The 24,211-nt window shown below is 36.8% G+C and carries 13 protein-coding genes; 4 read left to right on the top strand and 9 right to left on the bottom strand.

The window, feature by feature from the left end:
* The first annotated feature begins 188 nt into the window (after nucleotides 1-188).
* The 4 genes from DSM00_RS13430 (at nucleotide 189) to uvrA (ending at nucleotide 6,830) form a co-directional block, all read left to right on the top strand.
* Nucleotides 189-1,907, top strand: a complete 1,719-nt coding sequence (locus DSM00_RS13430) for a GMC family oxidoreductase (protein ID WP_128758485.1) — start codon at nucleotides 189-191, stop codon at nucleotides 1,905-1,907.
* A gap of 3 nt (nucleotides 1,908-1,910) precedes the next feature.
* Complete coding sequence (locus tag DSM00_RS13425; RefSeq protein WP_128758484.1) at nucleotides 1,911-2,624, top strand: gluconate 2-dehydrogenase subunit 3 family protein; 714 nt, start codon at nucleotides 1,911-1,913, stop codon at nucleotides 2,622-2,624.
* Between the two features lie 206 nt (nucleotides 2,625-2,830).
* A complete protein-coding gene (locus DSM00_RS13420; RefSeq protein ID WP_128758483.1) occupies nucleotides 2,831-4,267 on the top strand; it encodes a cysteate racemase in 1,437 nt (478 codons plus the stop codon).
* Nucleotides 4,268-4,304: 37 nt separating this feature from the next.
* Entirely contained in the window at nucleotides 4,305-6,830 is a 2,526-nt protein-coding gene (gene uvrA / locus DSM00_RS13415; protein ID WP_128758482.1) for an excinuclease ABC subunit UvrA, read from the top strand.
* 42 nt (nucleotides 6,831-6,872) lie between these two features.
* Here the strand turns inward: uvrA and DSM00_RS13410 are convergent, their stop codons facing one another.
* The 9 genes from DSM00_RS13410 to glmM form a co-directional block, all read right to left on the bottom strand.
* Nucleotides 6,873-8,597: a beta-N-acetylhexosaminidase gene (locus tag DSM00_RS13410; protein WP_128758481.1), complete on the bottom strand. Its 1,725-nt coding sequence runs from the start codon at nucleotides 8,595-8,597 to the stop codon at nucleotides 6,873-6,875.
* Between the two features lie 15 nt (nucleotides 8,598-8,612).
* Nucleotides 8,613-10,031, bottom strand: a complete 1,419-nt coding sequence (locus tag DSM00_RS13405) for a carbon starvation CstA family protein (RefSeq protein WP_128758480.1) — start codon at nucleotides 10,029-10,031, stop codon at nucleotides 8,613-8,615.
* Nucleotides 10,032-10,070: 39 nt separating this feature from the next.
* Nucleotides 10,071-11,831, bottom strand: coding sequence for a RagB/SusD family nutrient uptake outer membrane protein (locus DSM00_RS13400; protein WP_128758479.1), 1,761 nt, complete (start codon nucleotides 11,829-11,831; stop codon nucleotides 10,071-10,073).
* Nucleotides 11,832-11,841: 10 nt separating this feature from the next.
* The gene (locus tag DSM00_RS13395; protein WP_128758478.1) at nucleotides 11,842-14,994 is read right to left on the bottom strand and encodes a SusC/RagA family TonB-linked outer membrane protein; all 3,153 of its coding nucleotides are present in this window, start codon (nucleotides 14,992-14,994) and stop codon (nucleotides 11,842-11,844) included.
* A 263-nt stretch (nucleotides 14,995-15,257) separates the two neighbouring features.
* A complete protein-coding gene (locus tag DSM00_RS13390; RefSeq protein WP_164916341.1) occupies nucleotides 15,258-18,317 on the bottom strand; it encodes a chondroitinase family polysaccharide lyase in 3,060 nt (1,019 codons plus the stop codon).
* A gap of 10 nt (nucleotides 18,318-18,327) precedes the next feature.
* Nucleotides 18,328-19,719: a Gfo/Idh/MocA family protein gene (locus DSM00_RS13385; protein WP_241652421.1), complete on the bottom strand. Its 1,392-nt coding sequence runs from the start codon at nucleotides 19,717-19,719 to the stop codon at nucleotides 18,328-18,330.
* A gap of 66 nt (nucleotides 19,720-19,785) precedes the next feature.
* Nucleotides 19,786-21,723, bottom strand: a complete 1,938-nt coding sequence (locus DSM00_RS13380) for an FAD-dependent oxidoreductase (RefSeq protein ID WP_128758475.1) — start codon at nucleotides 21,721-21,723, stop codon at nucleotides 19,786-19,788.
* Between the two features lie 25 nt (nucleotides 21,724-21,748).
* Complete coding sequence (locus tag DSM00_RS13375; protein ID WP_128758474.1) at nucleotides 21,749-22,819, bottom strand: hypothetical protein; 1,071 nt, start codon at nucleotides 22,817-22,819, stop codon at nucleotides 21,749-21,751.
* Nucleotides 22,819-24,204: a phosphoglucosamine mutase gene (glmM, locus tag DSM00_RS13370; protein WP_128758473.1), complete on the bottom strand. Its 1,386-nt coding sequence runs from the start codon at nucleotides 24,202-24,204 to the stop codon at nucleotides 22,819-22,821. Before glmM ends, DSM00_RS13375 begins: the two co-directional genes overlap by 1 nt.
* Nucleotides 24,205-24,211 lie beyond the last annotated feature (7 nt).

Below are 24,211 nucleotides of genomic sequence, written 5' to 3'. Positions count from 1 at the left end.
ACATTAGTTTTATCAAAAAATACGCAAACGTTAAAGTAAAACGTTTTAGCAATTTTAATAAAACCTTTTAGTATAATTGTCACAAAATATTGAAATTTTGATAAATTAACATAAATAGTACCTTTTTACCTTTTTTATACGGTCACAAAAAACTCATTAATCACAGTTAATATTATAATCTTATTAATATGCAAATAAAAGAATCATCTAAAATGTATGATGTCATAATCGTTGGGTCTGGTGCAGGCGGCGGAATGGCTACTAAAGTACTCGCAGATGCCGGTCTCAAAATAGCGGTAGTTGAGGCAGGACCCTATTTTGATCCTGCTGCTCCGGAACAACGCACACAGCTTAAATGGCCTTATGAATCACCACGACGTGGAGCTTCTAACAGAAGACCCTTTGGTGATTTTGACAGTGCTTACGGGGGATGGGACATTGAAGGTGAACCCTACACACAAAAAGATGATACACGATTTGACTGGTTTAGATCTAGAATGTTAGGTGGTCGTACAAATCACTGGGGGCGCATTTCTTTGCGTTTTGGTGAGCGTGATTTTAAACATAAAAGCTATGACGGTCACGGGGATGACTGGCCAATAGGGTATGAAGATGTGAAGCCTTATTATGATAAAGTAGATAAATTAATTGGTGTATTTGGATCTAAAGAGAATTTTGAAAACGAACCTAATGGTTTTTTTCTTCCTCCTCCAAAACCTAGATTACACGAACTTTTCTATATAAAAGGAGCTCGCAAGTCAAATATTCCGGTAATACCTTCCCGTATGTCTATGCTCACTAAAAAAATTAACGATGACCGGGGTATATGCTTTTATTGCGGTCAATGTTCTCGTGCATGTTCTGTCTATGCTGATTTTTCTTCGGGGACTTGTCTAATTTTTCCTGCACAAAAAAATGGAGGTCAGATTGATCTGTTTACTAATGCGATGGTTCGTGAGGTGACTACCAATACTGAAGGTAAAGCTACTGGAGTTTCTTACATCAATAAAGAAGACAGAAAAGAATACAAGTTAAAAGGACGAGTTGTGGTTCTTGCAGCTTCGGCTTGTAGTTCAGCTCGTATTCTTCTTAATTCTAAGAGTGAACAGCATCCTAATGGCTTAGGAAATAGTAGTGATCATGTAGGAAAATATTTGCACGATTCTACCGGAGCAAGTCGTTCTGCTTTTATTCCAGAATTGATGAATAGAGATACTTACAACGAAGATGGCGTAGGTGGTATGCACGTGTATACACCATGGTGGGGTGATAATAAAAAACTAAATTTCCCTAGAGGTTACCACATCGAAGTCTGGGGCGGCCTGGGAATGCCGAGTTATGGATTTGGCTTTAATCCTAATGATCTTAACAGGTTCTTTAACCAGAAAGTGGGTGGATACGGTAATAGTTTGAGATCTGATATCAAAAAATATTATGGTTCTACCATAGGTATGGCAGGTCGCGGAGAATCTATTGCTATGAAAGATAATTATTGCGAAATAGATCCTACTACCGTTGATGCATTTGGTATTCCGGTACTACGTTTCAATTATAAATGGTCTGAATATGAGGTAAATCAAGCCAAACATATGAATGATACTTTTGAAGAAATTGTACACAATATGGGAGGTACTCTCCTGCAAAATGCACCCTCAAAAGAATCTAACTATGGTTTAGAAAATCCAGGACGCATAATTCACGAAGTTGGAACCACACGAATGGGTAATGACCCGGCAACTTCTGTAGTAAATAAATTTCAACAGTTGCACGATGTAGATAATGTTTTTATTGTTGATGCAGGACCGTTTGTATCACAAGCAGATAAAAATCCTACCTGGACAATTTTAGCACTTTCGTGGAGAGCTTCAGATTACATTATCGAACAATTAAAACAACAAAATATTTAAATCATGGATAGAAGAGATAGTTTAAAATCTATGTTTTTAGGTTCTCTTGGAACCGGACTTATGTTATCTGGATGTACTACTGATATAGCACCACCAGATCCTCAAATTGCAAAAGCTGCTGATAACTATTTTGGGAGAACTCCTGAAGAATTAAAGCTTATTGAAGAACTCAATGAGGATCAATTTTTTAACACGCATGAAATGGAAACTTTAGAAACACTTTGTGCGCTAATTTTACCGGCAAATGAAAATTATGGAAGTGCCACAGATGCAGGTGTCCCTGCATTTATTGAGTTTATAGTAAAAGATATGCCCTATTATCAAACCCCAATTCGAGGTGGATTAATGTGGCTTGATCATACTGCTAACACAAAATTTAATGCAGAATTTAAAGAAACTCCCGAAGGAAATCAAAAGATTATTTTAGATAGCATTGCATACCCCAATCGGGATAAACCGGGCTGGGAACAGCCTTTGGAGATTCAGTTTTTTACAACGATGCGTAACCTCACAATGACCGGTTATTACACTTCAAAAATGGGTCTAGAAGATTTAGGGTATAAAGGAAATCAACCCAATATTTGGGATGGTGTTCCTGAAGAGGTGCTTCAAAAACATGGGGTTAGTTATGATCCTGAGTGGATTAAAAAATGTATTAATCAAGATGAACGTGGCGTTATCGCAGAATGGGATGAAGATGGTAATTTATTAACTTAAATTAAGTTCTAATAAAAAAAGTAAAATGTAGTCGCTAAGTGATTATTCGCTCGCATTTAGGATAATAAGCACTTCATATTTAAAATTTACGAAGAATATTAAATATGAGATGCCACTGGGATTGGTTCAACTTAAACACCTCCAATTAATTATAAAAATCAGCTAAGTAATATAACTGATCAATATCTTTGACTTAATTTTATTTAATGGAAAAGATTGCAGTTATTGGGGGTTTAGGAACCTTGTCAGGTGGTGATTTACTACTAAAATTACTTAAAAATAAAGAAGTACTCAAAAACCAGTCTAAGTATTACTTTTCATTTGAACAACAACCTTATAAAAAAATGGATGTTCCTTTGTATCATGAAAATGATATAAAATCGAGAAAATTCTATGCTTTTTCTATTTGTAAAAGTTTTGAACAAAAAGAATTTTCTAAAATCTTGTTACCTTGTTTTGCAAGTCATTCTTTTCTAAACGAGTTACAGGAAGAGGTTTCACTTCCTATTGTCAATATGTTTGAAGCGCTTTCTTACTATTTAAAACTAAATTATAAGAAGGGTTCAAAAATAGGCATACTAACATCAGATTTTGTCAAAAACTTACCACTCATAACTACTTATTTTGAGGATTATGAGCTTGTCTTTCCTCAAAATCAAACTGCATTGATGGATGCTATTTATGGTACTTACGGTATTAAAAATGGCTATCTCGATGGCCTACCTTTAGAATATATCTATGAGGAATGCAACCAATTACTTCAAGCTGATTGCGATGTGATTTTGCCATGTATAACAGAGTTATCATTAATTACAAACCAACTTTGGAAAAGGGGAATTTCAATCATAGATGTGAACCAGGTTTATGCAGATTACGCCTTAAGCACATCAGCTTCAATTTCAACACCGCCATTTAAACTTGGTATTGTGGGTGGAGTCGGACCTACTGCTACGGTAGATTTTATGAACAAAGTGATTCTAAATACACCTGCCCATAAAGATCAGGATCATATAAAAATGATTGTAGATCAAAATCCCCAAATTCCAGATAGAACTGCAAACTTAATTCATAATGAAACAGATCCTACAATCGCTCTATTTTCAACTTGTAAACGGCTCGAAGCAGCCGGCGTTAATGCGATTGCCATTCCGTGTAATACTGCACACGCGTATGTAAAAGCTATACAGAGCCATCTCAAAACTCCTATCATTAATATGCTTTCGGTAACAGCATCGCATATATTAGAAAACTTCGGAAACAACGTTGTTGTAGGTTTACTAGCTACCTCAGGAACTGTTGCGAGCCGAGTTTATCATCATGTTTTAAACGAATTTGGTTTTGATGTTTTAATTCCTGATGAAACGCATCAAGATCTCGTTATGGAAAGTATTTACGGAAAAGAGGGTGTAAAAGCGGGTTTTGTAACCGGCAATGCAAAGAATAACATTTTGGAGGCAGCAAATTATCTAATTACGCAGGGTGCAGATATACTCATTTTGGGATGTACAGAATTACCACTACTCTTTCCTTTAGAAAAGGAACTTGGTCATCATGCAAAAACTGCGAAACTTATTGATCCTACTTTAATTTTAGCAAAAGAAATTATCACCTTGTCAAAAGGTAGCACACAGTTATCCAATTAAAACACGCATTGGTATATTTATTGCACCTTCGCCGTTTATGGGCAAGATAAATAATGATAATGGCTTTGTAACAGTTAGCGGAGCACGACAAAATAACCTTAAAGATGTTTCTCTTAAAATACCACGGAATGCGCTCGTAGTATTCACAGGAATATCTGGATCCGGAAAATCATCATTGGCTTTTGGTACTTTATATGCTGAAGCACAACGCCGTTATCTTGAGTCTGTTTCTCCTTATGCCCGCAGACTTTTTAATCAGATGCCCATTCCCGAAGTAGATTCTATAGAAGGCTTACCTCCTGCTGTAGCCCTACAACAGCACCGAAGCTCGGGGAGCAATCGCTCTTCTGTAGGATCTGTTACAACGCTATCAAATCTGCTGCGTATGCTGTACTCGCGAGCGGGAGATTATCCCAAAGGACAATCTATTTTGTATGCAGATTCTTTTTCAACAAATACGCCTGAGGGTGCTTGTCCTGAGTGTCACGGTTTAGGGAGTGTTTATGAAGTTACAGAAAAGAGTCTGGTTCCAGACGATACATTAAGCATTAGAGAGCGCGCTATCGATGCCTGGCCAAAAGCCTGGCAAGGAAAAAACCTAAGAGATATTTTGGTAACATTAGGTTATGATGTTGATATCCCTTGGAAAGATCTTCCGCAGAAACAGCGTGACTGGATTCTTTTTACAGATGAGCAGCCACAAGTTCCGGTTTATAGAAACTACAATCGGGAGCAAGTTCAGCAGGCTATAAAAGATGGCTTACAACCGAGCTATAAAGGTACCTTCATTGGCGCTAAAAAATATATCTTACACACATTTGCAAATTCACAAAGCGCCTTAATGAAAAAAAGGGTGTCTAATTATATGGTTAAAAGTGAATGCCCGGTATGCAATGGTAAAAAATTACGGAAAGAGTCACTTTCTGTCACATTTGCAGGGTATGACATTGCGGACATTTCTCAATTACCTCTTAAAAAATTAAATGTAATTTTTGAACCTTATAGTAAGGGTAGTGCTCCTGCCCTAAAAAAAATTGCTACAAGCCATAAAGAGAAAGCTATTGTTGCACAACGTATTGCAGAAGATCTTGTAAATCGCGTTGCAGTACTATTAGAATTAGGCCTGGGTTATTTGTCATTAGACAGAAATACTCCTACTCTTTCTCCCGGTGAGCATCAGCGTTTGAGATTGGCTACTCAAGTACGCAGCAATCTATTTGGAGTGGTCTACGTTCTCGATGAACCCTCGGCAGGACTGCATCCGGCAGATACAGAGGCATTATTGAGCACATTAGATAAATTAAAAAGTGGTGGTAATTCGCTTTTTATTGTTGAACACGATCTGGATATCATAAAACACGCAGACTGGATTGTAGATGTTGGTCCAGAAGCTGGTTCTGCCGGCGGAAATATTATTTATAGTGGTCCCCCAGAAGGGTTACGCCAGTGCACAGAATCTAAAACTCGGAAACACCTTTTTAATGAGCACCCGTTAGTTACAAAAAAGGTATTCTCGCCAGCAGGATGGCTAGAATTGAATAACATTTCAATAAACAATCTAAAAAATATTGACGTTTCATTTCCGTTGGGGGCATTAACTAGCGTTACCGGTATTTCTGGATCTGGAAAGAGTAGCTTAGTGAGTCAGGTGCTAGTTGATTTAATGAAAGTCCATTTAGGTCAAGATTCTAACGATCAAATAGAAGACGAAGAATCTGATGAAGTTCTAAATAGTACAGCGTCTACATCAGGTACAATTGCAAATGGTGCAACTAGTCTGAAAAGAATGGTTGTAGTTAATCAAAAACCTATAGGTAGAACTCCTAGATCTAATCTGGCTACATATACTGGTTTTTTTGATGTGGTACGAAAAATATTTGCTTCTACTCCACTCGCAAAATCAAAAAAATATAAAGCTGGAAGATTTTCCTTTAATGTAGGTAAAGGCCGCTGCGGTAATTGTGATGGAGAAGGTTTTGTAATGGTCGAACTTTTGTTTCTTCCAAGTGTTTATGCACCTTGTCCGGTGTGTGAAGGTTCTCGTTACAACCCGGAAACTTTAGCAGTTACTTATAAGAATAAAAATATTGCTCAGGTTTTAGAAATGACTGTTGACGAGGCTCTTCTGTTTTTTGAAGAGGACGATCGGGTAAACCGTACATTAAAGGTGCTACAGGAAGTAGGTCTTGGTTATCTGCGATTAGGACAACCCGCAACCGAACTCTCGGGAGGCGAGGCACAACGTATTAAATTAGCTAAAGAACTTCAACGCCTAAATCGCGGAAATACGCTGTATATTCTTGACGAACCTACAACAGGATTGCATCCTACAGATGTAGAAAAATTACAACTACAACTAGAAAAACTAGTTGAAGCTGGTAATACCGTTATAGTAGTTGAGCACGATATGCAAATAATTGCATCCAGTGATTGGGTAATTGATATGGGACCCGGAGCAGGAAATGAGGGTGGAAATGTTGTTATAGCAGGAACTCCTGAAGAAGTTTCAGAAAATCAAATAAGCAAGACAGCGTCATTTTTAAAGAAAAATTTAAGCCGGTAGTTTTTAAAAACTACCGGCTTAATTTGACATAAATGCTATTTACTAATCAAATACGTGTTTCGCGTAATTTAAATTACGGTCTTCGTAATTCTTTTTAAAAATAGCCAGTCGTTTTAGGAATGATTTATAATCTTTAGTCTGCTCTTTGGGTGACCAGGCTACTTCAGAAAGTGCAGTCATTCTAGGCAAAATCATATATTCTGCGTATTCGGGTGTACTTATATATTCTGTCCACAGGTTTGCCTGAATACCTAGAATATTTTTTTCTTCTTCCTTGGTTAGTTCAGATGGAATAGGTTCAAAAGTGTACACATCTTCAACCGTATTTGGTCCTCTTCCTCCTATTGTAAGCGGTTCGTTTATAGTGTCATTAACTTGATAATAATCAAAATAATAAGGTTCTCTGGGTGTCATAATCACGTTCTGACCTAATTGAGCGGCTTCAATTCCACCAGCAACACCACGCCAAGACATTACCGTGGCGTTGGGTGCTAAACCACCTTCAAGAATCTCATCCCATCCTATAATTTGTTTTCCGTTCTTGTTTACAAAGCGTTCCATATGCTGAATGAAATAACTTTGTAACTCTTCTTCACCCTCTAAACCTTCATTTTTTATTTTTTGTTGGCAATGCGGACATTGTTCCCAATTATCTTTAAGACATTCATCACCTCCAATGTGGATATATGACGACGGAAATAATTGCATTACTTCGCTTAATACATTCTCATAAAATAAATAGGTGCTTTCTTTTCCGGCACATAAAACATCAGACTTTATACCCCAGGATTCTTGTACAACCTTCTGGGTTCCTGAATTCATTTTCTCTTTTGTTAATTCAGAAATTATATTATCATTCATTTTTGTTGGTTCTTCTGGGAAACAACTTAAAAAGGGATAAGATGCAATAGCTGCACCATTATGGCCTGGCATATCAATTTCCGGAATAATTCTAACGTGTCGTTTTGCTGCGTAAGCGACAACTTCTTTAATCTCCTCTTGACTGTAAAAGCCTCCGTGTTTTTTATTATCACTTTCGTCACCCGGAGTATGACCTATCTCTGTACCATTACGCCACGCTCCTATTTCAGTAAGTTTAGGATATTTTTTAATTTCTATCCGCCACCCCTGATCTTCGGTAAGATGCCAATGAAACGTATTCATTTTATGTAGAGCAATTAAATCTATAAACTGTTTTACAAATTCGACATCATAAAAATAGCGTCCGGTGTCTAACATCATTCCACGATAAGCAAAGCGCGGCTCATCTTCAATAGATAATGCAGGAATTACAGTATATGATTTACTATCTATTACAACTTTCTGAACCAGCTGTCTCAATGTTTCCACAGCATAAAAAAGCCCTTTTGTAGTTTTTGCTTTTATTTTGATCGCATCATATTGAATATCTAAACTATAACCTTCTTCAGCCTTTACCTCATCAGAAAGTTCAAGTTGTATTGCATGTGTACTTTCCGAGGTGGTTTCTATTTCTACATCTGCGATTTCTTTCAGCATATGTTTTAAATAATCAACTTCATTTGAGGCACTACTCTCTGCTTGTATAGATGTTGTATTGTCTAGTACAAAAACGCCACTTTTGGTCTCTATGTTTTGAGGCGCCGGAATTATCGTATATAAATCTGCATCTACCTGAACAGATTTAAAATCCTCATAATCTTTTGAAGTGCAACTAGAAATTAGAAGACTTAGGAGTAAACAACAACTGTACAGTACACTGTTGTAATTATTTTTAAATGCTATCATACCATTATTTTTTTTCTATTTTTTTTTTATTTTTCTTACTATAAGACCACTAATTATAAGTGTTGAAATAGCTCCTAATGCATATGCAATTGTATTATCTAGTTGCAAACCTTCCGGAGCTAGTAAAATATAGGTTGTACATACCATTGTCATAAAAACAGAAGGAATTAAAACAATCCAGTAATTCCTTTTGCGCTGTGCCAGATATATCGTTATCGTCCAAAGAACCATCGTGGCTAGTGTTTGATTACTCCATGCAAAATAACGCCAGATAATATCAAAGTTTACTTGGGTTAGAGCTATGGCAATTACAAATATTCCTATGCTTAAAAACAACCTGTTTTTAACTTTCTTCTGATCATACTTAAATGAATCTGCAAGGATTAATCGTGCAGATCTAAATGCGGTATCTCCAGATGTAATGGGAGCTATAACAATACCTATAAGTGCGAGCAAGCCGCCATATTTTCCGAGTAAACTATAAGTGATTTCATTTGCTGCCCAGGCAGCATTATAGTCATTTGCAAACATCGCCTCGTTTAAGCCAGAAACTCCTCTAAATACTACCATTGCTGCTGCAGCCCATATTAATGCCACAATACCTTCGGTAATCATCGTACCATAAAAAATGCTGCGCCCTTGCTTTTCGCTGGTCATACAACGAGCCATTAAAGGGGATTGTGTCGCGTGAAAACCGGAGATCGCGCCACAACTAATTGTAATAAATAACATAGGAAAAATAGGAGTGTCCTGGGGCTGTAAAGTTCCATTTTGAATACTGGTCCAAGAAATTTCTGGGATTTGATAATCATTAATAAGAAGTGCAACAAATAATCCCAATGCCATAAGTACCATAGCTATACCAAACAGTGGGTATATTTTACTTATAATTTTGTCTATAGGCAATAGCGTCGAAATAATGTAATACCCTAGAATGATACCTATCCAAAGTTGAATTCCAAATATATTCTGGGTCATCCCATCAATAATTTTTGCCGGTCCTACAATAAATACGGTACCCACAAAAATTAGAAGTACAAATGAGAATATTCTAACAAGGTATTTGCTTTTATTCCCCAGATAAACACCCACTACTTCACTTATACTCAACCCATCATTACGCAGGGATAACATTCCTGAAAAATAGTCGTGAACTCCACCAGCAAAAATACTTCCTATTACAATCCAGATAAATGCAGACGGACCATACATAGCTCCTGAAATGGCCCCAAATATGGGGCCCAATCCAGCAATATTCAAAAATTGAATTATAAATATGCGCCACCTGGGTAACGGCATATAATCTACATTATCCTGTAATCTAATTGCAGGTGTAGTGCGAGTTGTGTCTACTTTAAACGTACGCTCTACAAATTTTCCGTAGGTATAATAACTAATTACCAGTACAACTATTGAAATACAAAAGCTTATCATAACTAATTAGTTAGTATTTCTAAAAACAATTATTAAAATTTAGTATCCTGTATTCTGAGTAAGATTTGGATTCAATAAGCGATCTTCTTCAGGTATTGGAAATAAATATTGACGTTCTGGAAATGTAGTTACATTAAGCGTACGGCAATATCCTGCATTTAGTAAGTCTGTAAAGTCTGGCAATCCGTCTTCATCGATTTGTGGTGTTTGACCCCAAAACCAAAGATCTTTATCTACAAGATTATCCATCAATGGACCTGTAGGAGGCGTATCTGTATTAGCATCTGCTGTAACATTTAACAAACCATATGTATAGCCGGTTAACGCCTTTTCTGCAAGTCTCCAGCGTATAAGATCCATGTATCTACGTCCTTCAAAAGCCAATTCTGCTCTACGCTCATTACGCACTTTATAACGTAATTCTGCCTGATTTGTAGTCGTTATTTCCGGATTAGTAAATGGTGAATTTGCATAGGCTCTGTCGCGAACGGTATTTAGCGCATTTAGAACACTCTGATCGATCTCGTTCAGTTCGATTTTGGCTTCAGCGTACATTAAAAGAACATCTGCATATCTCATTATAATTAAATCGGGATCTGTTCTGTAATCTTTCCAATCTTTAGTAACTCCTTTTTTAAACAGGAGTCCGTTAAATGCCGCAAAAGCTCCTATTGAACGTGTGTCTTGGTTTCTAATGTCTATATTATTTTCATAATCGCGAACTAGTTTAGCATTAGGATGTGGATTATATTCAATATCCATAAAATTAGATCCAGAATCTGGTTCCAGACCATCGCCATCTTCTAAAGAACCAAATGGAGCTATAGTAGCCAGCAAACGTGGATCTCTATTTTTAAACGGATTTTGAGGATCAAATAAAGGTGATTCATCTATAGGCAAACCATCGACGCACTCATAAGATGCCAATAATTCCCAGGTAGGATTACGCCCGGCATAACCCCCGTGATTCCTTGGTAAAAAATCGCGCACATTATCATTACGTATGATATTTAAATCTGTATTACGCGGAATATGAAAAATCGTTTCCTTTGAGTTTTTTGTAGTAGGCTCAAAAAGTTCTGCATAATCTTCATACAATTCGTACTCTCCAAGGTTTATACAATTTTCAGCAGCGGTAGCAGCTATTTGAAAATCCCCCATATATAAGGCTAATCGTGCTTTCATTGCATATGCGGCTCCTTTAGTAGCATATTGTAAACCATTATAGGATACTGGAAGTGTAGCAGCTGCGTTATCATAATATTCATAAAGTTTAAGCTTTATTTCCTCTTTAGGAGTACGTGCTACTTCAAACGATTCATCTACAGTTAGCTCTTGCTCATAGAAGGGTACATCACCAAAATGTGTGATTAAATAGCTATAAAACGACGCTCGTAAAAAATTTGCTTCTCCAAGCAACTGGCTAGACTCGGCTTCGGTAAGTACGGTTTGATTCTCAAGTTCATTAACAACAACAAGTACACGTGCAATTCCTTTGTATAAATTAGACCAGTCTGTATTTGATTTTGCATATTCAGAGCTCACATTTCCTGCCTTGATTGCATTAAGCACATCTCGACGTTGCCAGTCATCATCCATACCCTCGTAAACCTCATCAAGAGGCCAAAAAACTTCTCGATAGCTTTCATTTAGAGATTGTCTAAACTGATCTTTAGTCTGGTACCAAGTACCCGAATTAGCAGCATCTTTTTGTGTAAGATCTAATTCGGTACAGGATTGTAAACACAAACCACTTAGAATTAGAAGCGTATAAAATGTATTGAATATATATTTTTTCATCTCTATATTTTTAGAAGTTAGCTTTTAAGCCCAAAATGAATGATTTTGTAATTAAATATCCACTTTGCTGTTCGGGATCTATACCGTCTGGTAAACTATCAAAAGTGAAAAAGTCATTACCCGATGCAAATACTCGAAGGCTTGTAAAAGGAGCGTTAGGTATTGCACTTGCTGGAAGCGTATATCCTAAGGTTATATTCTTAATACGTGTGTATGCTCCATTTTTTAACCAAAAGTCCGAAAATCTATAGTTGTTACTTGAAGAGCTTTCTGATAGACGTGGATATTCTGCTTGTGCATTTTGTTCTGGCGTATTGTAGTTGCTGTAATAATTACCATCATAAATACTGTTTACTGCTTGCCAGTTATACAAGAACGGACGGATGTAATTTTGCGCCAAATAGAAACTTTGTTTCCCTACTCCTTGAACTGTAAGTCCAAAATCAAAATTTTTGTAGTTAAGATTAAGTGTACCACCATATTGGTATCGCGGTAAAGAACCACCTAGATGTTGTTTATCTAATTCGTTGATCACACCATCTGGCACACCATCTGGACCACTTATATCTTTATATCGAATATCACCGGGACGTACCGCTGCACTAGTAACTGGAGAATTATCCACTTCAGCTTGAGTTTGATAAATGCCATCGGACACATAACCATACCACGTTCTGAATTCCTTATCCTGCTCAGAAATTACATTTCCAGAGATTAAGCGTTTTCCGTTTATATCACCTACAACAGATTTTGAGTCAAAAACATTTGCAGAAATTGAGTATCGTAAATCTCCTATGCTATTGTTGTAAGATAGTGCAAGTTCCCAACCTTTTGTATTCATACTTCCCACATTTACTGTAGGATCTTCGTACCCTATTAATGACGGAATACTTAAATTAAGTAACATATCTTCGGTATCCTTCACAAAGTAATCTGCAGTAATAGAAAGCGAATTATTAAACATCGATAAGTCTAGACCTACGTTTTTTGAAATGGTGGTTTCCCAAGTAACATCTTCTACCGCAAGAAATCGCTGTGCTGCAGAGCGCACTGCTTCTACATTGCTTCCGTTTGCGATTAAAGCATTGCTAAATTGTAAAACAGATAAATATAGATAGTTACCTAATCTATCATTTCCTAATGAACCATAAGATCCTCTAAACTTTAAAAATGAAATGGTCTCACTCAACGGACTCATAAATTCTTCATTAGACAATACCCAACCGGCAGAAATAGAAGGGAATGATCCCCATCTGTAATCTTTACCAAAACGGGACGAGCCATCACGTCTTACATTAGCCTGCAAATAGTAAGTGTCGTTATAATTGTATGCCATTCTTCCGAAGTAAGAGACATAAGCATTTTCAGAAATTGTAGTCCCATTATCAAATACACCATCTAAAGGCGCCTGATTAAGATAGGGATAATCTGAACTTACAAATTCATTACCACGTACACTTAACGTCTCATAATCTGCATTAAATTCTTCATATCCCAGAACTCCACTTAATGCATGCTTACCAAAATCTTTATCGTAATTAATAAGTGCCTGAGTCGTTAAGGTATTGTCATTTGTACGGTTCTCTAACAGATAATTCTGGCTTGCATTATGTCCTGAAATATAAGCTGGAACACCGGTTTGATTAGGATCATCAAAATCATAATAAGGTATGGCTTCATTAAAGAACTTGTATTTATTGAAGTTGAAGTTAGGCGCTAGATTTACCGATAACTTAAGGTAATCTGTAGGTTTGTAATAGGCACCTATCTTACCGTAAAATAAATAAGATTCACTTTTCTGAAAACCTCCGCTTTGTACAATTGCATAAGCATTCTCTCCAGATTTACCACCTGCTATACGTCCATCCTGCCATACAGCAGCATAGTTAGGACCAGAATTTAGAGCTAATTCTGTAGGATCAATTACGGGATTATTGTTTGTTGTAAGTTTTACTGCAAAATCGATATTTGCCCCTATCTTATCCGAAATTTTAACGTCGTTATTTAATCGACCAGTATATCTTCTCCAATTGCTATTGTCATAAAGTGCATCCTGGTATTCATAACCCATCGTAAAACTGGATTTAATTTTTTCAGAACCACCACTTACGGCAATGTTATGGCGGTAACCATAAGATGCATCATTAAGGATAAGATCTTTCCAGTCTGTATCTGGAAATTGATCTGGATCTAGTAGATGATTTGCATCGTAGTTTGCAATATAATCTGAAGCCCAAGTAGGATCCTCAACACCTGTATTTCCGTTATCATTCCACGCTTTTTCATTATCCATTTCAAAATAACGGGTAACACTTACATTTTTGCGGCTTTCAGTAGGCGTATTCATAATAAATTCGCCATTGTAGGACACTTTGTAAATCCCCTCTTTACCACGCTTTGTTGTAATAATTATAACCCCTGCAGCTGCTCTTGAACCATACATTGCAGAAGAAGCACCATCTTTTAAAACAGAAATACTCTCTATTTGATCTGGATTTACATCGTTAATATTGTCAACTGGCACATCATCAACAAGAATTAGTGGTGAGCTATCACCCTGCAGAGTGGTAATACCACGTATGTTGATTGTGTTTCCTGCTCCTGGCGCACTGCTACTGCGGGTAACACTAACACCGGCAACAGCTCCTTGTAAAGCATTGGAAACATTAGTTACATTTCTTGAAGTGATATCATCACCCTTTACCACACTTATAGAGCCAGTGATATCTTTTTTAGATTGAGTTCCATATCCTACTACAACAATCTCCTCAAGACTTGATACATTCTCTTGCAGATTTACTTGGATCTCCTTCTTACCATCAATTGGAATCTCTTGCGACAGAAAACCTACATATGTTATTTTAAGCACAGCATCTTCAGAAGATACATTAAGACTGAATTTACCATCAAAATCGGTTTGTGTCCCCGTACTTGTTCCTACCTCCATAACAGTAGCACCAGGCAGCGGCACCCCAGTGTTATCGAGCACAGTACCTGTAATTAAAAAAGATTGGGCATCGTTTTGAATTGAAAAATCACTTACTGCTGCAAATATTTTTTCTTGAGCTAAAATCACCATTACTACCACCAGTACTAAATGGACAGGAATTTTGAATTTGAAAAAATTGACTTTGAGACAATTCCGAATTGCAGGTTGATTCATAATTTGTGTTTTTAGATTTATATTGGTGTTGATTTTCTACAAATAATTAATAAAGCTCTTCTTAACAGAATGTAAAAGGAGACCATTTTTAATAGCCTTGACAGCAGCTACTTTGTTAATATTTTACTAATCTACTAAATATTTTTTAAAAATGTGTTCGAGCACATAATTTTTTTTTGATAATTAGCGAGATTTATTTTGTTATTGTTATGTTATAAAATTGTTTGCTGGTATTTAGCGCACTTAAATACTAATAAGCGTCTTTATTTTGAGAGATGAAGTGTATTTGTGGCTCCATCTTTTACAGTAATTTGTATCGTGGTATTTGATTTTGAATGATCTATACTCACTTGCTCATTTATTGTATCTAGCTGCCATATACCTCTTATAGTAGCTTCAAACTTTAACTCGTGACCTTCTCCCGGTGTTTCTATACCTTCTATTGTTTTAAAATTTAAATCTGGTTGTACAATACTTACACTAATATTTTTTGCATCAACCTCTTTGATCATAAGCATTGCGGGATCACTTACACTTTTTAATATTCCATTATTTACTTGATAATCTTCATCAAAAACTACATAGCCGGTTGTGGTACTCTCTCTATCAAAAACAATATGTGCTTGCCGGGTTGCATTCAATATTTTGTAACTCGAATCTTTAAAGTTCCCATTTTCGATTTGTGTCAATCGGCTTTCAGCGCTGAAGGGATATATTACATATTGATATGATTCATCTTTAGGTGCTTTGCCGTGATTTATATAAGCCACTCCATAATCTCCAGAAGTTTCCTGAACACCATTTCCTTTGGGATTCATTTTTCCCGTATTTATAGAATATTTATTGTGATATGATTTTTGATTAGTTTGTTTAAGATGTATGGTACTTGCAGATAAAATGTGATATGCATTTTTGTATGCATCGATTAACCATCCATCCTTTGCCGTACTTTTCCACGAATTGGTAAAAGGTGATTTCTGTACTGTCCCAGTAACATCTGCGTATATAGATCTGGTAGCGTGGTTTAAATTATTCTGAAAAAGTACCGTCTCAACATCGTGATTCTCGTCTATACTATTAATAGAACTTCCTATACAAATCAATTTATCTCCGAAAGAAAAAACAGATTTATGAGCTTTTAATTTTCCTGGGAAACTATAAGTTCCGCGCTGACCATCTGCATTTGAGCCAGAACTTTCATCTAGGATCATTGCAAATACTCCGTTATTATTTTGTTGTACTGCTCCTGCAAAGGTTTGATTTGATTTAAACATCAAAAGTGATAAATCTGATTCCAATTCCTCTAATGGCAAGTAAATTATAGTAGCCCCGGGATATCTATTCCAATCCCAACCCAATTGATTAAAGCCGCTTTTTTCTTCACCTTTTTCAGAAAGTAGTTGTATTGTTCCATTTGCTGGGTATCTTCCGTAGCGATTAGAAGCTATATAGATTTCTGATGCCCATACATATTTACTATATCCCTTTAAAATAGCCGCCCAGTCATTTCTCCTGTGAATTGCTGTAGCCGCATACGGTAAGGTATGATAACCAGGTAGCTCTTCTGCTTCGAGATTGTAATCATTTTTTAGTTCGTTTTGCATTTTAGGATTACCACTACCCCACAATCTCAAATACGCACTTCCAAAATCAGTATCTATTGTTGAGGTATGTTCTGGATTACCAGAAAAAATCATATCTCTAAACTGAGGTTCTAAAAATTCTATAGAATTGTCTTCAAGTGGATGTCTTCCTGCATTTGCAAACCCAAAATCATAGGTATTGCTATATAATCGTGTGGTAAGTAATGCTTTTTTAAAGTTTTGATGCCCGTCTGTTCCTATTTGATAGCGGGTGCTTGCAAGCGTTCTAAACACTTTAGGTAAATTTTTAAAAGCGCCCATACCATAGGCAGGGTAATGGCCTCCGTGATGCCAGGATGTACCGTCTTTTTTAAATACCCCATGTACATTATCCTGCGCCAAGGTAATTGACATATACTGGCTGTATTTTTCTAATAAAGCTGCGATCTCATTGTAATCAGACCGCATGTAAATAATCATCAAATGATAGAACGACTGCGTATTAAAATAATCGATATTGGCTACGAAGTCATCTTCATCTGCAAGAATTTTACCCAGATTAAAAACCCATTGCATGCTATCTCCTACTTCATTTAATAACTGTGCATTTTCTAGTGGTTTCCTCATAATAAAAAAGGCAACAGCAATGTCTTCTAAGCTATAGCCTATATGATGACGCGTTCCTCCCGAAGAGCCTGCCTGCCATCCCTGATCCAAAAAATAACGTGTCGCATTAATAAAATATTCCGAAACTCTTTCTTTAGTTTCAGCATCAGCGATTGTATGAATTTCTGCGAGTTTAAGCATGATTTGCCCCAAACGATGAACTTCGATATAATCTTCATCATATTTAGGTGTCTCCTCAAAATAAGTCTCACCATTTCTAAAGGAGACCGGTCTGCCTTTTACGGTCTGTCCCACATCGAGATCTAATTTATCATAGGCAGCAGTAGCAGAACCTAATTTTTCTGTGATTGTATCTTTTATTTTTAAGCGCTTCTGTAATCGGTTTTCAATCGCTATTAATTCTGCTTGCGCTTCGGAAGATATCTTAGTCACCTCAAGATTTTTTATCGATTGATAATAGACTAATGACGGCATCCAGTGATCTTGCTCTGCAGCAAAATCGGTTTTAATAAAGGGAACTAAAAAATCTGGATATGCGTAACGATCATCCTGATATTGAGAAAAAACTATATCATCAAAATAGATACTTCCCGTAACTACATCGATTGCTTGAACTTTAAAAGAATTAAAATTAATCTGTGTATTTCGCTCAGGAGTATCTCCTTCCATCTCATAATAAGGAACCCAAATCGTTCTCCAGCCTGTAAATTCTAGGTTAATATCAAACCATACCTGATCTCTATTTTCTGAAGTTCCGTAGGAGAACCGGAGTTTCCCCTCTTGTGGTTGCTCGTTATAAATAGAAATACTTGTAGTGGGACTATTCGGAAAATAATCTCCATATGCTAGTGGACTTTCAGCTTCACTGAGTACGCTAAATCCGGATGTTATATAACTGTTATTTTTAAAATTCCATTTTAAGGAAGCCTTACCAAAGTGATAATGTTTATCACTTAGAGTAAGGCTACTATTTGCATCACTGCCTAGTTTTGAAAGTTCGTTCTCATTTTCAAAAACCAATTTAATAGGTTTTAAATCCTGAGCATAAAGCCCAGGAAACCAAATATTCACCAAAATAGAGATTAAAAAACCTATTAAGCAGTTTGCATACATAAACATTGTTCTATTTAAAATTTACTGATGTGTTTCCGGCTCCCTGTAAACCTATATCTACGGGTTTATTAGATTTCCAGTTACCTCTTGTAAAATCTGGAACATCGACAGAGTTAGATCTGTTTGCTACAGACTGTTCACTTAAAGTTCCTACAGAACTCCACAGAGCTGCATCATACACATCTTGATCAAGAGGTAATCCATTACGTAAACAATCAATAAGCCTCCAGTCCATTATAAAATCCATTCCGCCATGGCCTCCTATTTTTTTAGCAAGGTTTCCTACTTTTTTGACTAGTTCGGGAGTATATTTTTCTTCAATACCTGCCATTTCTTTCTCGGTAAGCCAGATATCGTTTACCGCTACTTTACCGGGTGTAGGCCATTTCTGAGCAAAAGCTTTGGTGCCGCTTACCATATGAATTCGTGAATAGGGTCTTGGCGAACTCACATCGTGTTGTACCATGATACTTCTGCCCATTTTGGTTTTTATGAGCGTTGTATTCATATTTCCTCTGAAATTTTTATTTGCATAATCAGAAAAAAATGGATCTGTATTTGCTCGCTGTTTGGCTCTCTTCTGCATATCAAAATCTGCAGAAGAGAGAGAATTTAAGTAATCCATACGGTCCCCACGATTAATATTCATAATCTGGCAAATAGGACCTAAACCGTGAGTAGGATATAAGTTTCCGTTGCGCGTAGCATTTTCTTCCAGACGCCACATACCCTGGTAACCTTCTTCTTTATCAAAATTAAGATCAAGCAAATTATGAATGTAAGCTCCTTCGCCGTGTATAATATCTCCAAAATAATTCTGACGGGCCATATTGAGAGTAAGCAGCTCAAAAAAGTCATAGCAACAGTTTTCAAGCATCATACAATGCTTTTTAGTACGTTCTGAAGTTTCTACCAGTTCCCATGCTTCGTCAATCGTTTTTGAGGCAGGTACTTCTACAGCAACGTGTTTTCCTGCTTCCATAGCATAGACAGCCATTGGCGTATGCCAGTCCCAGGGAGTAGCGATGTAAATTAAATCGATATCATCCCGATCTACCATTTCTTTCCAGGCATAGGCACTACCCGAATATAAATCGGGATTATGCTTAGTATCTTTTAATAACGCTTTAGATTTTAAAACACTTTCTTCACGAAGATCACACAAGCCTTTTATTGAAACTCCTTCAATAAGACTCATACGCTTCACTGCACCTGGGCCACGCATTCCCAGACCTATAAAACCTATGCGTACTTCATCTAGTTTAGGTGCCGAATAGCCAGACATATTAAATGAAGAAATGCCCGGCACTGAAGATTTAGAACCTGGAAAGGTTAAATTAGCTTCTCGGGCTAAAATAGAACCTCCCATCAGACCTACAGCTCCGATAGAGGTTAACTTCATAAATTTTCTTCGATTATTTTCCATTTATTAGGTCTTTATATTTTAATACTTTTTAATTCGCTTATTTTAATTCTCAAGATAGCAACGCACTTCAAAAAGTCTCGCTAGCTTATCCCCGTGAGATTTTGTTACATTGATACGGATAGATTTTGCACTTATTTCTTCAAAAGAGTGACTTGCTAATCGTAAATAGTTATTATCTATATCAATAATTTTTTTGGCTCCATCATTAGTTTCTGCTTCGATAGTGTATGCTGCAATTGTTTCAGGCTGTGCTCCACGTACCTGATCGTTGTACACCCAATCTTGAGGAGACATACGTAAGAAGCGATCTAATCCGGTATCAAATGTGAGTTGTATCTGATTTATACGTACGGGCTTTTTCCACTTAAGTTCAATCCATTGCTCCCCATTTTCAAGAGAAGCGCGCCATTGATGCGTTTTACCGTCTGCAATATTTCGGTTTATACCATCTAGAATATTCTCTGCACTACCATCTGAAGTTTCAGACGAACTTTTAACACGGGCGCTTTTAGCCAAATCATCTTCATCTTCATTTTTAATTCCCAATAGAGCCTGATCCTGTTTCAATAATAATTGCTGAAATTTAGACATTGCTGTTGATGTATTTGCTAAACTGTCTGGGGTCAAATTATTATTCATACAATAGGCTGCGGCGGTCCCTACCGCTTGACCCAGCGTAGCGCAGGTTGCCATCACCCGTGTTGAGGAAAGTGCTACGTGAGAAACACTAATATTTCTACCGGCAAAAAGTAAGTTTTTGATATTATCGCTAAAAAGTGATCTAAACGGAATTGAATACGGCTCTTTAAGTGGAATAGAAACATACGGCACATCTCCTGTTGTATCCATTCCTCCCGGTGGGTGATCATCTAACGGCCAGCCACCATATGCTACGCGATCTTCAAATAAAGTAGCCGCTTGCACGTCTTGTTGTTTCATAATATATGGGCCTACAATACGTCGACTTTCTCGTTTTCCAGGAATCATACCTACCCAAGATAACGCCCAGTTTGCAGATTCTGGATGATTCCCAGAGTTTTTAATGTAATCCCAAACTCCGAATAAGGTTGCAAGCAAATCGTGTCGATTCTGCTGTCCATCACCTATAATATCGATAGAACCTCCAAGTTCTAACCACCAGTAGCCATATTCATACGAACCAATATTACGATGTACAAAATCCTTTGTTGTGTACTTACGTGCCCATACTGGAGGAGTATATGGCATAGCTTCCTTGTGCGGCTGAGCCATAAAAAGAATACTGTTACCCATAGTTTTTTGATCTGCAACATCTACGGCTAAAGACTCATTAAATGTAGATTTTGCTTCTCGTCCACGCATACAATTTGCACCTGCCTTTGCTGCTAGTGATCCGTCGCCAGTACAATCTGTAAAATAGGTTGCAGTTATTTCAGATATTTCTTCTGTAGGAGAACAAATTCCCCACACCTTTTGAATCTTAGAATCGTTTACCTCAACATCATAAAAAGCAGTATCCAATAACAAGGTGATATTAGGTTCTGAAACTACTTTGTCATAGAGAACAAAATCCCACATCTCATAAGAACGTTGTGGATTTGTAACAGCTTCTGTAAGTACTAATTCTTCAAGAATTCCTGTCTCTCTCCATACTTGCTTTAATTGACTTGCTCCCGAAATATGCATACGTATTTCACTACTTGCATTACCTCCTAATCGTGAACGGTCTTGCATTAAAACAACTTTTTGCCCATTACGTGCGGCAGCTATTGCTGCACATATCCCAGACATACCACCACCTACAATACAAACGTCAACATTATAAGCAACCTTAGCATAAGCCTCCGTTTTTGCTAAAAATGCTCCGGGGTTGATTTTTTTATCGCCTTCAAACGAAAAATCGCTATGACTGGCAGCAAATAAAGTACTTATAGGTCCGCCTAAAGCTACTGCTCCAGATCCTATTCCTAATGTTTTTAAAAACCCTCTTCTTTTATTCATATTCTATATTTTAATGCTTTCTCTTTTACCGTAATTCTAATAGTTGTTTGGCAAATGGAGCAAACGTATTATTTGTATCTGTGGCTATTTTCTGTAATGCCTGTCGAGCACTTTTATCTAAACCATTTATATTGTTTTTAAGAACTGTACTGAACTTCTCATATTGATTTTCTTTCAAAAATGGATGCTGCTTGATAAGTGCACTGAGGCTTGAAGAATCTATAGAAACAGAAACCAATCCGCTTATAATTTCATTTTGTAATTCAAAATCTGCGGTTTCAATATGTTCAATTAAGCTCTTTTGAAAGTTGACGTCAGACCACATTGCTTGATCTACTTTTGCAATTGCAAAATACGGAACATATTTTTCCCCATTCACAATTAGTTGAAGTAGAATATCCCGATATCCTTCTAGCTCTTTATCTGCATTACGCAGTGCATACATTTGTAAATCGTGGTTTTTTGAAAAAGCCATTTTTGTTATCCCAGCATCATCGAGATGAGCAATTGTGTATTGTTTGATTTCTGTAGATAGTGATCCATTGACTATATTCCAAAGTGTATGTGTACTATAAACCGCCCCGGGAACAACACTATTTTTTAGTGCAGGATACGTCGCCCCAACCACAGCATCAATCAAAGGAGAATAAAGCGTTTTACTTTTATCGACTAATTCTTCTGGTTTGTAATTTGCTAAGGGAGATGTTTTATCGGCTAAAATCTGTCTAAGCTTGTGGTGATCTTCAGTAGTAAATAACTCGTGTTCATACTTAGTAAACGGATCTGAAGTCACCTCCTCATAGTCAGAAAAATTACCTAGCAAGTCCCAATACAGGTGCACTTTTAAATCATAACAAATCCCTTCTTCACAAACCGGAGTTTCTATGTAACTATAGTATAAATCAGGTAAAGAATCGGTATCATATAACAAGTCGATCTCCACGGGAATAGTATCTTTTATAAAAGTTTTAATGACTCCCTTATCTATCTTTTTATCAGAATCTAACGGTATAGCATAAGCTAATAAAAATATTGCTACACAAACAGTTACCGATATTCTGATAAAATGGGTGATATGAGAATTTTTAAATGACACTATACTAAATCTGAAATAGTTTTAATCATTAATTGAGCTAGTTCATCTGCTTTCTCTGGCGATGCACTTTCAGCATAAATGCGTACAATAGGTTCTGTATTAGATTTACGCATATGAACCCATTCTTTATTCTGAAAAATAATTTTTGTACCGTCTATGGTATTTATTTCCTCATTTGCATAGACTTTTTGAATCTGACTTAATAACGAATCAATATCGGTAGCTGGCGGTAATTCGATTTTTTCTTTAGCTATATAATAAGCCGGATATGATTCTCGTAATTCTTTACAGCTTTTACCGGTTTCTGCCAGATGAGATAAGAATAAAGCTATACCTACCAAAGCATCGCGCCCGAAGTGAGAGTCTGGGTAAATGATACCTCCGTTACCTTCTCCACCTATTACTGCATTCACTTCTTTCATCTTTGTAACCACATTCACCTCTCCTACTGCACTTGCATAATAATGCTGACCGTGTTCAACAGTGACATCATTAAGTACACGCGTAGAGGATAAATTAGAAACCGTAGTTCCCGGATTTTTACCCAGAATATAGTCTGCACAGGCAACAAGTGTATATTCTTCTCCAAACATGCTTCCATCTTCATTTACAATTGCAAGACGATCTACATCTGGATCAACTACAAATCCTAAATCTGCTTTTTCTTTAATTACACGCTCAGAGATGGCTTTAAGATGTTCGGCTAAGGGCTCTGGATTATGCGGAAAATGCCCGGTAGGTTCGCAATATAATGGAATACAAGTAACGCCCAATTTATCAAGTAAAGCAGGAATAGCAATTCCACCAGTAGAATTTACAGCATCTACAACTACTTTAAAACCTTTAGCTTTAATTGCATCTACTGCAACATGCTCTAAGGCAAGTACCTCATCAATATGCGCATTTATTGCATTTGAGTTAACCGTATAACTCCCTAATTCATCTACAGAAGCAAATTCAAAAATGTCTTTTTCGGCAAATTCAATAATTTTGCTTCCTTCTTCAGCATTTAAAAATTCACCTTTATGATTAAGAAGCTTTAATGCATTCCATTGTTTAGGATTATGACTAGCAGTTACAATTATTCCACCTTGAACGTTCTCGCGCACTACAGCAAGCTCTACCGTAGGAGTTGTAGATAAGCCTAAATCTATTACATCTATTCCCAGACCAGTAAGTGTATTGCATATCAAACCACTAACCATAGATCCAGATAAACGGGCGTCACGACCTATTACAATTGTAATCTGCTCCTGCCCATTTTCCTGCTTTAACCACGTGCCGTAAGCTGCTGCAAATTTTACAGTATCTAAGGGAGTTAAATTATCACCTGTTTTACCACCAATGGTTCCTCTGATCCCTGAAATTGATTTAATTAATGTCATATCAGCT

The sequence above is a fragment of the Leeuwenhoekiella aequorea genome (assembly GCF_004104375.1).
GTDB classification, from domain to species: Bacteria; Bacteroidota; Bacteroidia; order Flavobacteriales; family Flavobacteriaceae; genus Leeuwenhoekiella; species Leeuwenhoekiella aequorea.
This window is presented reverse-complemented; position numbering and strand designations above follow the sequence as displayed.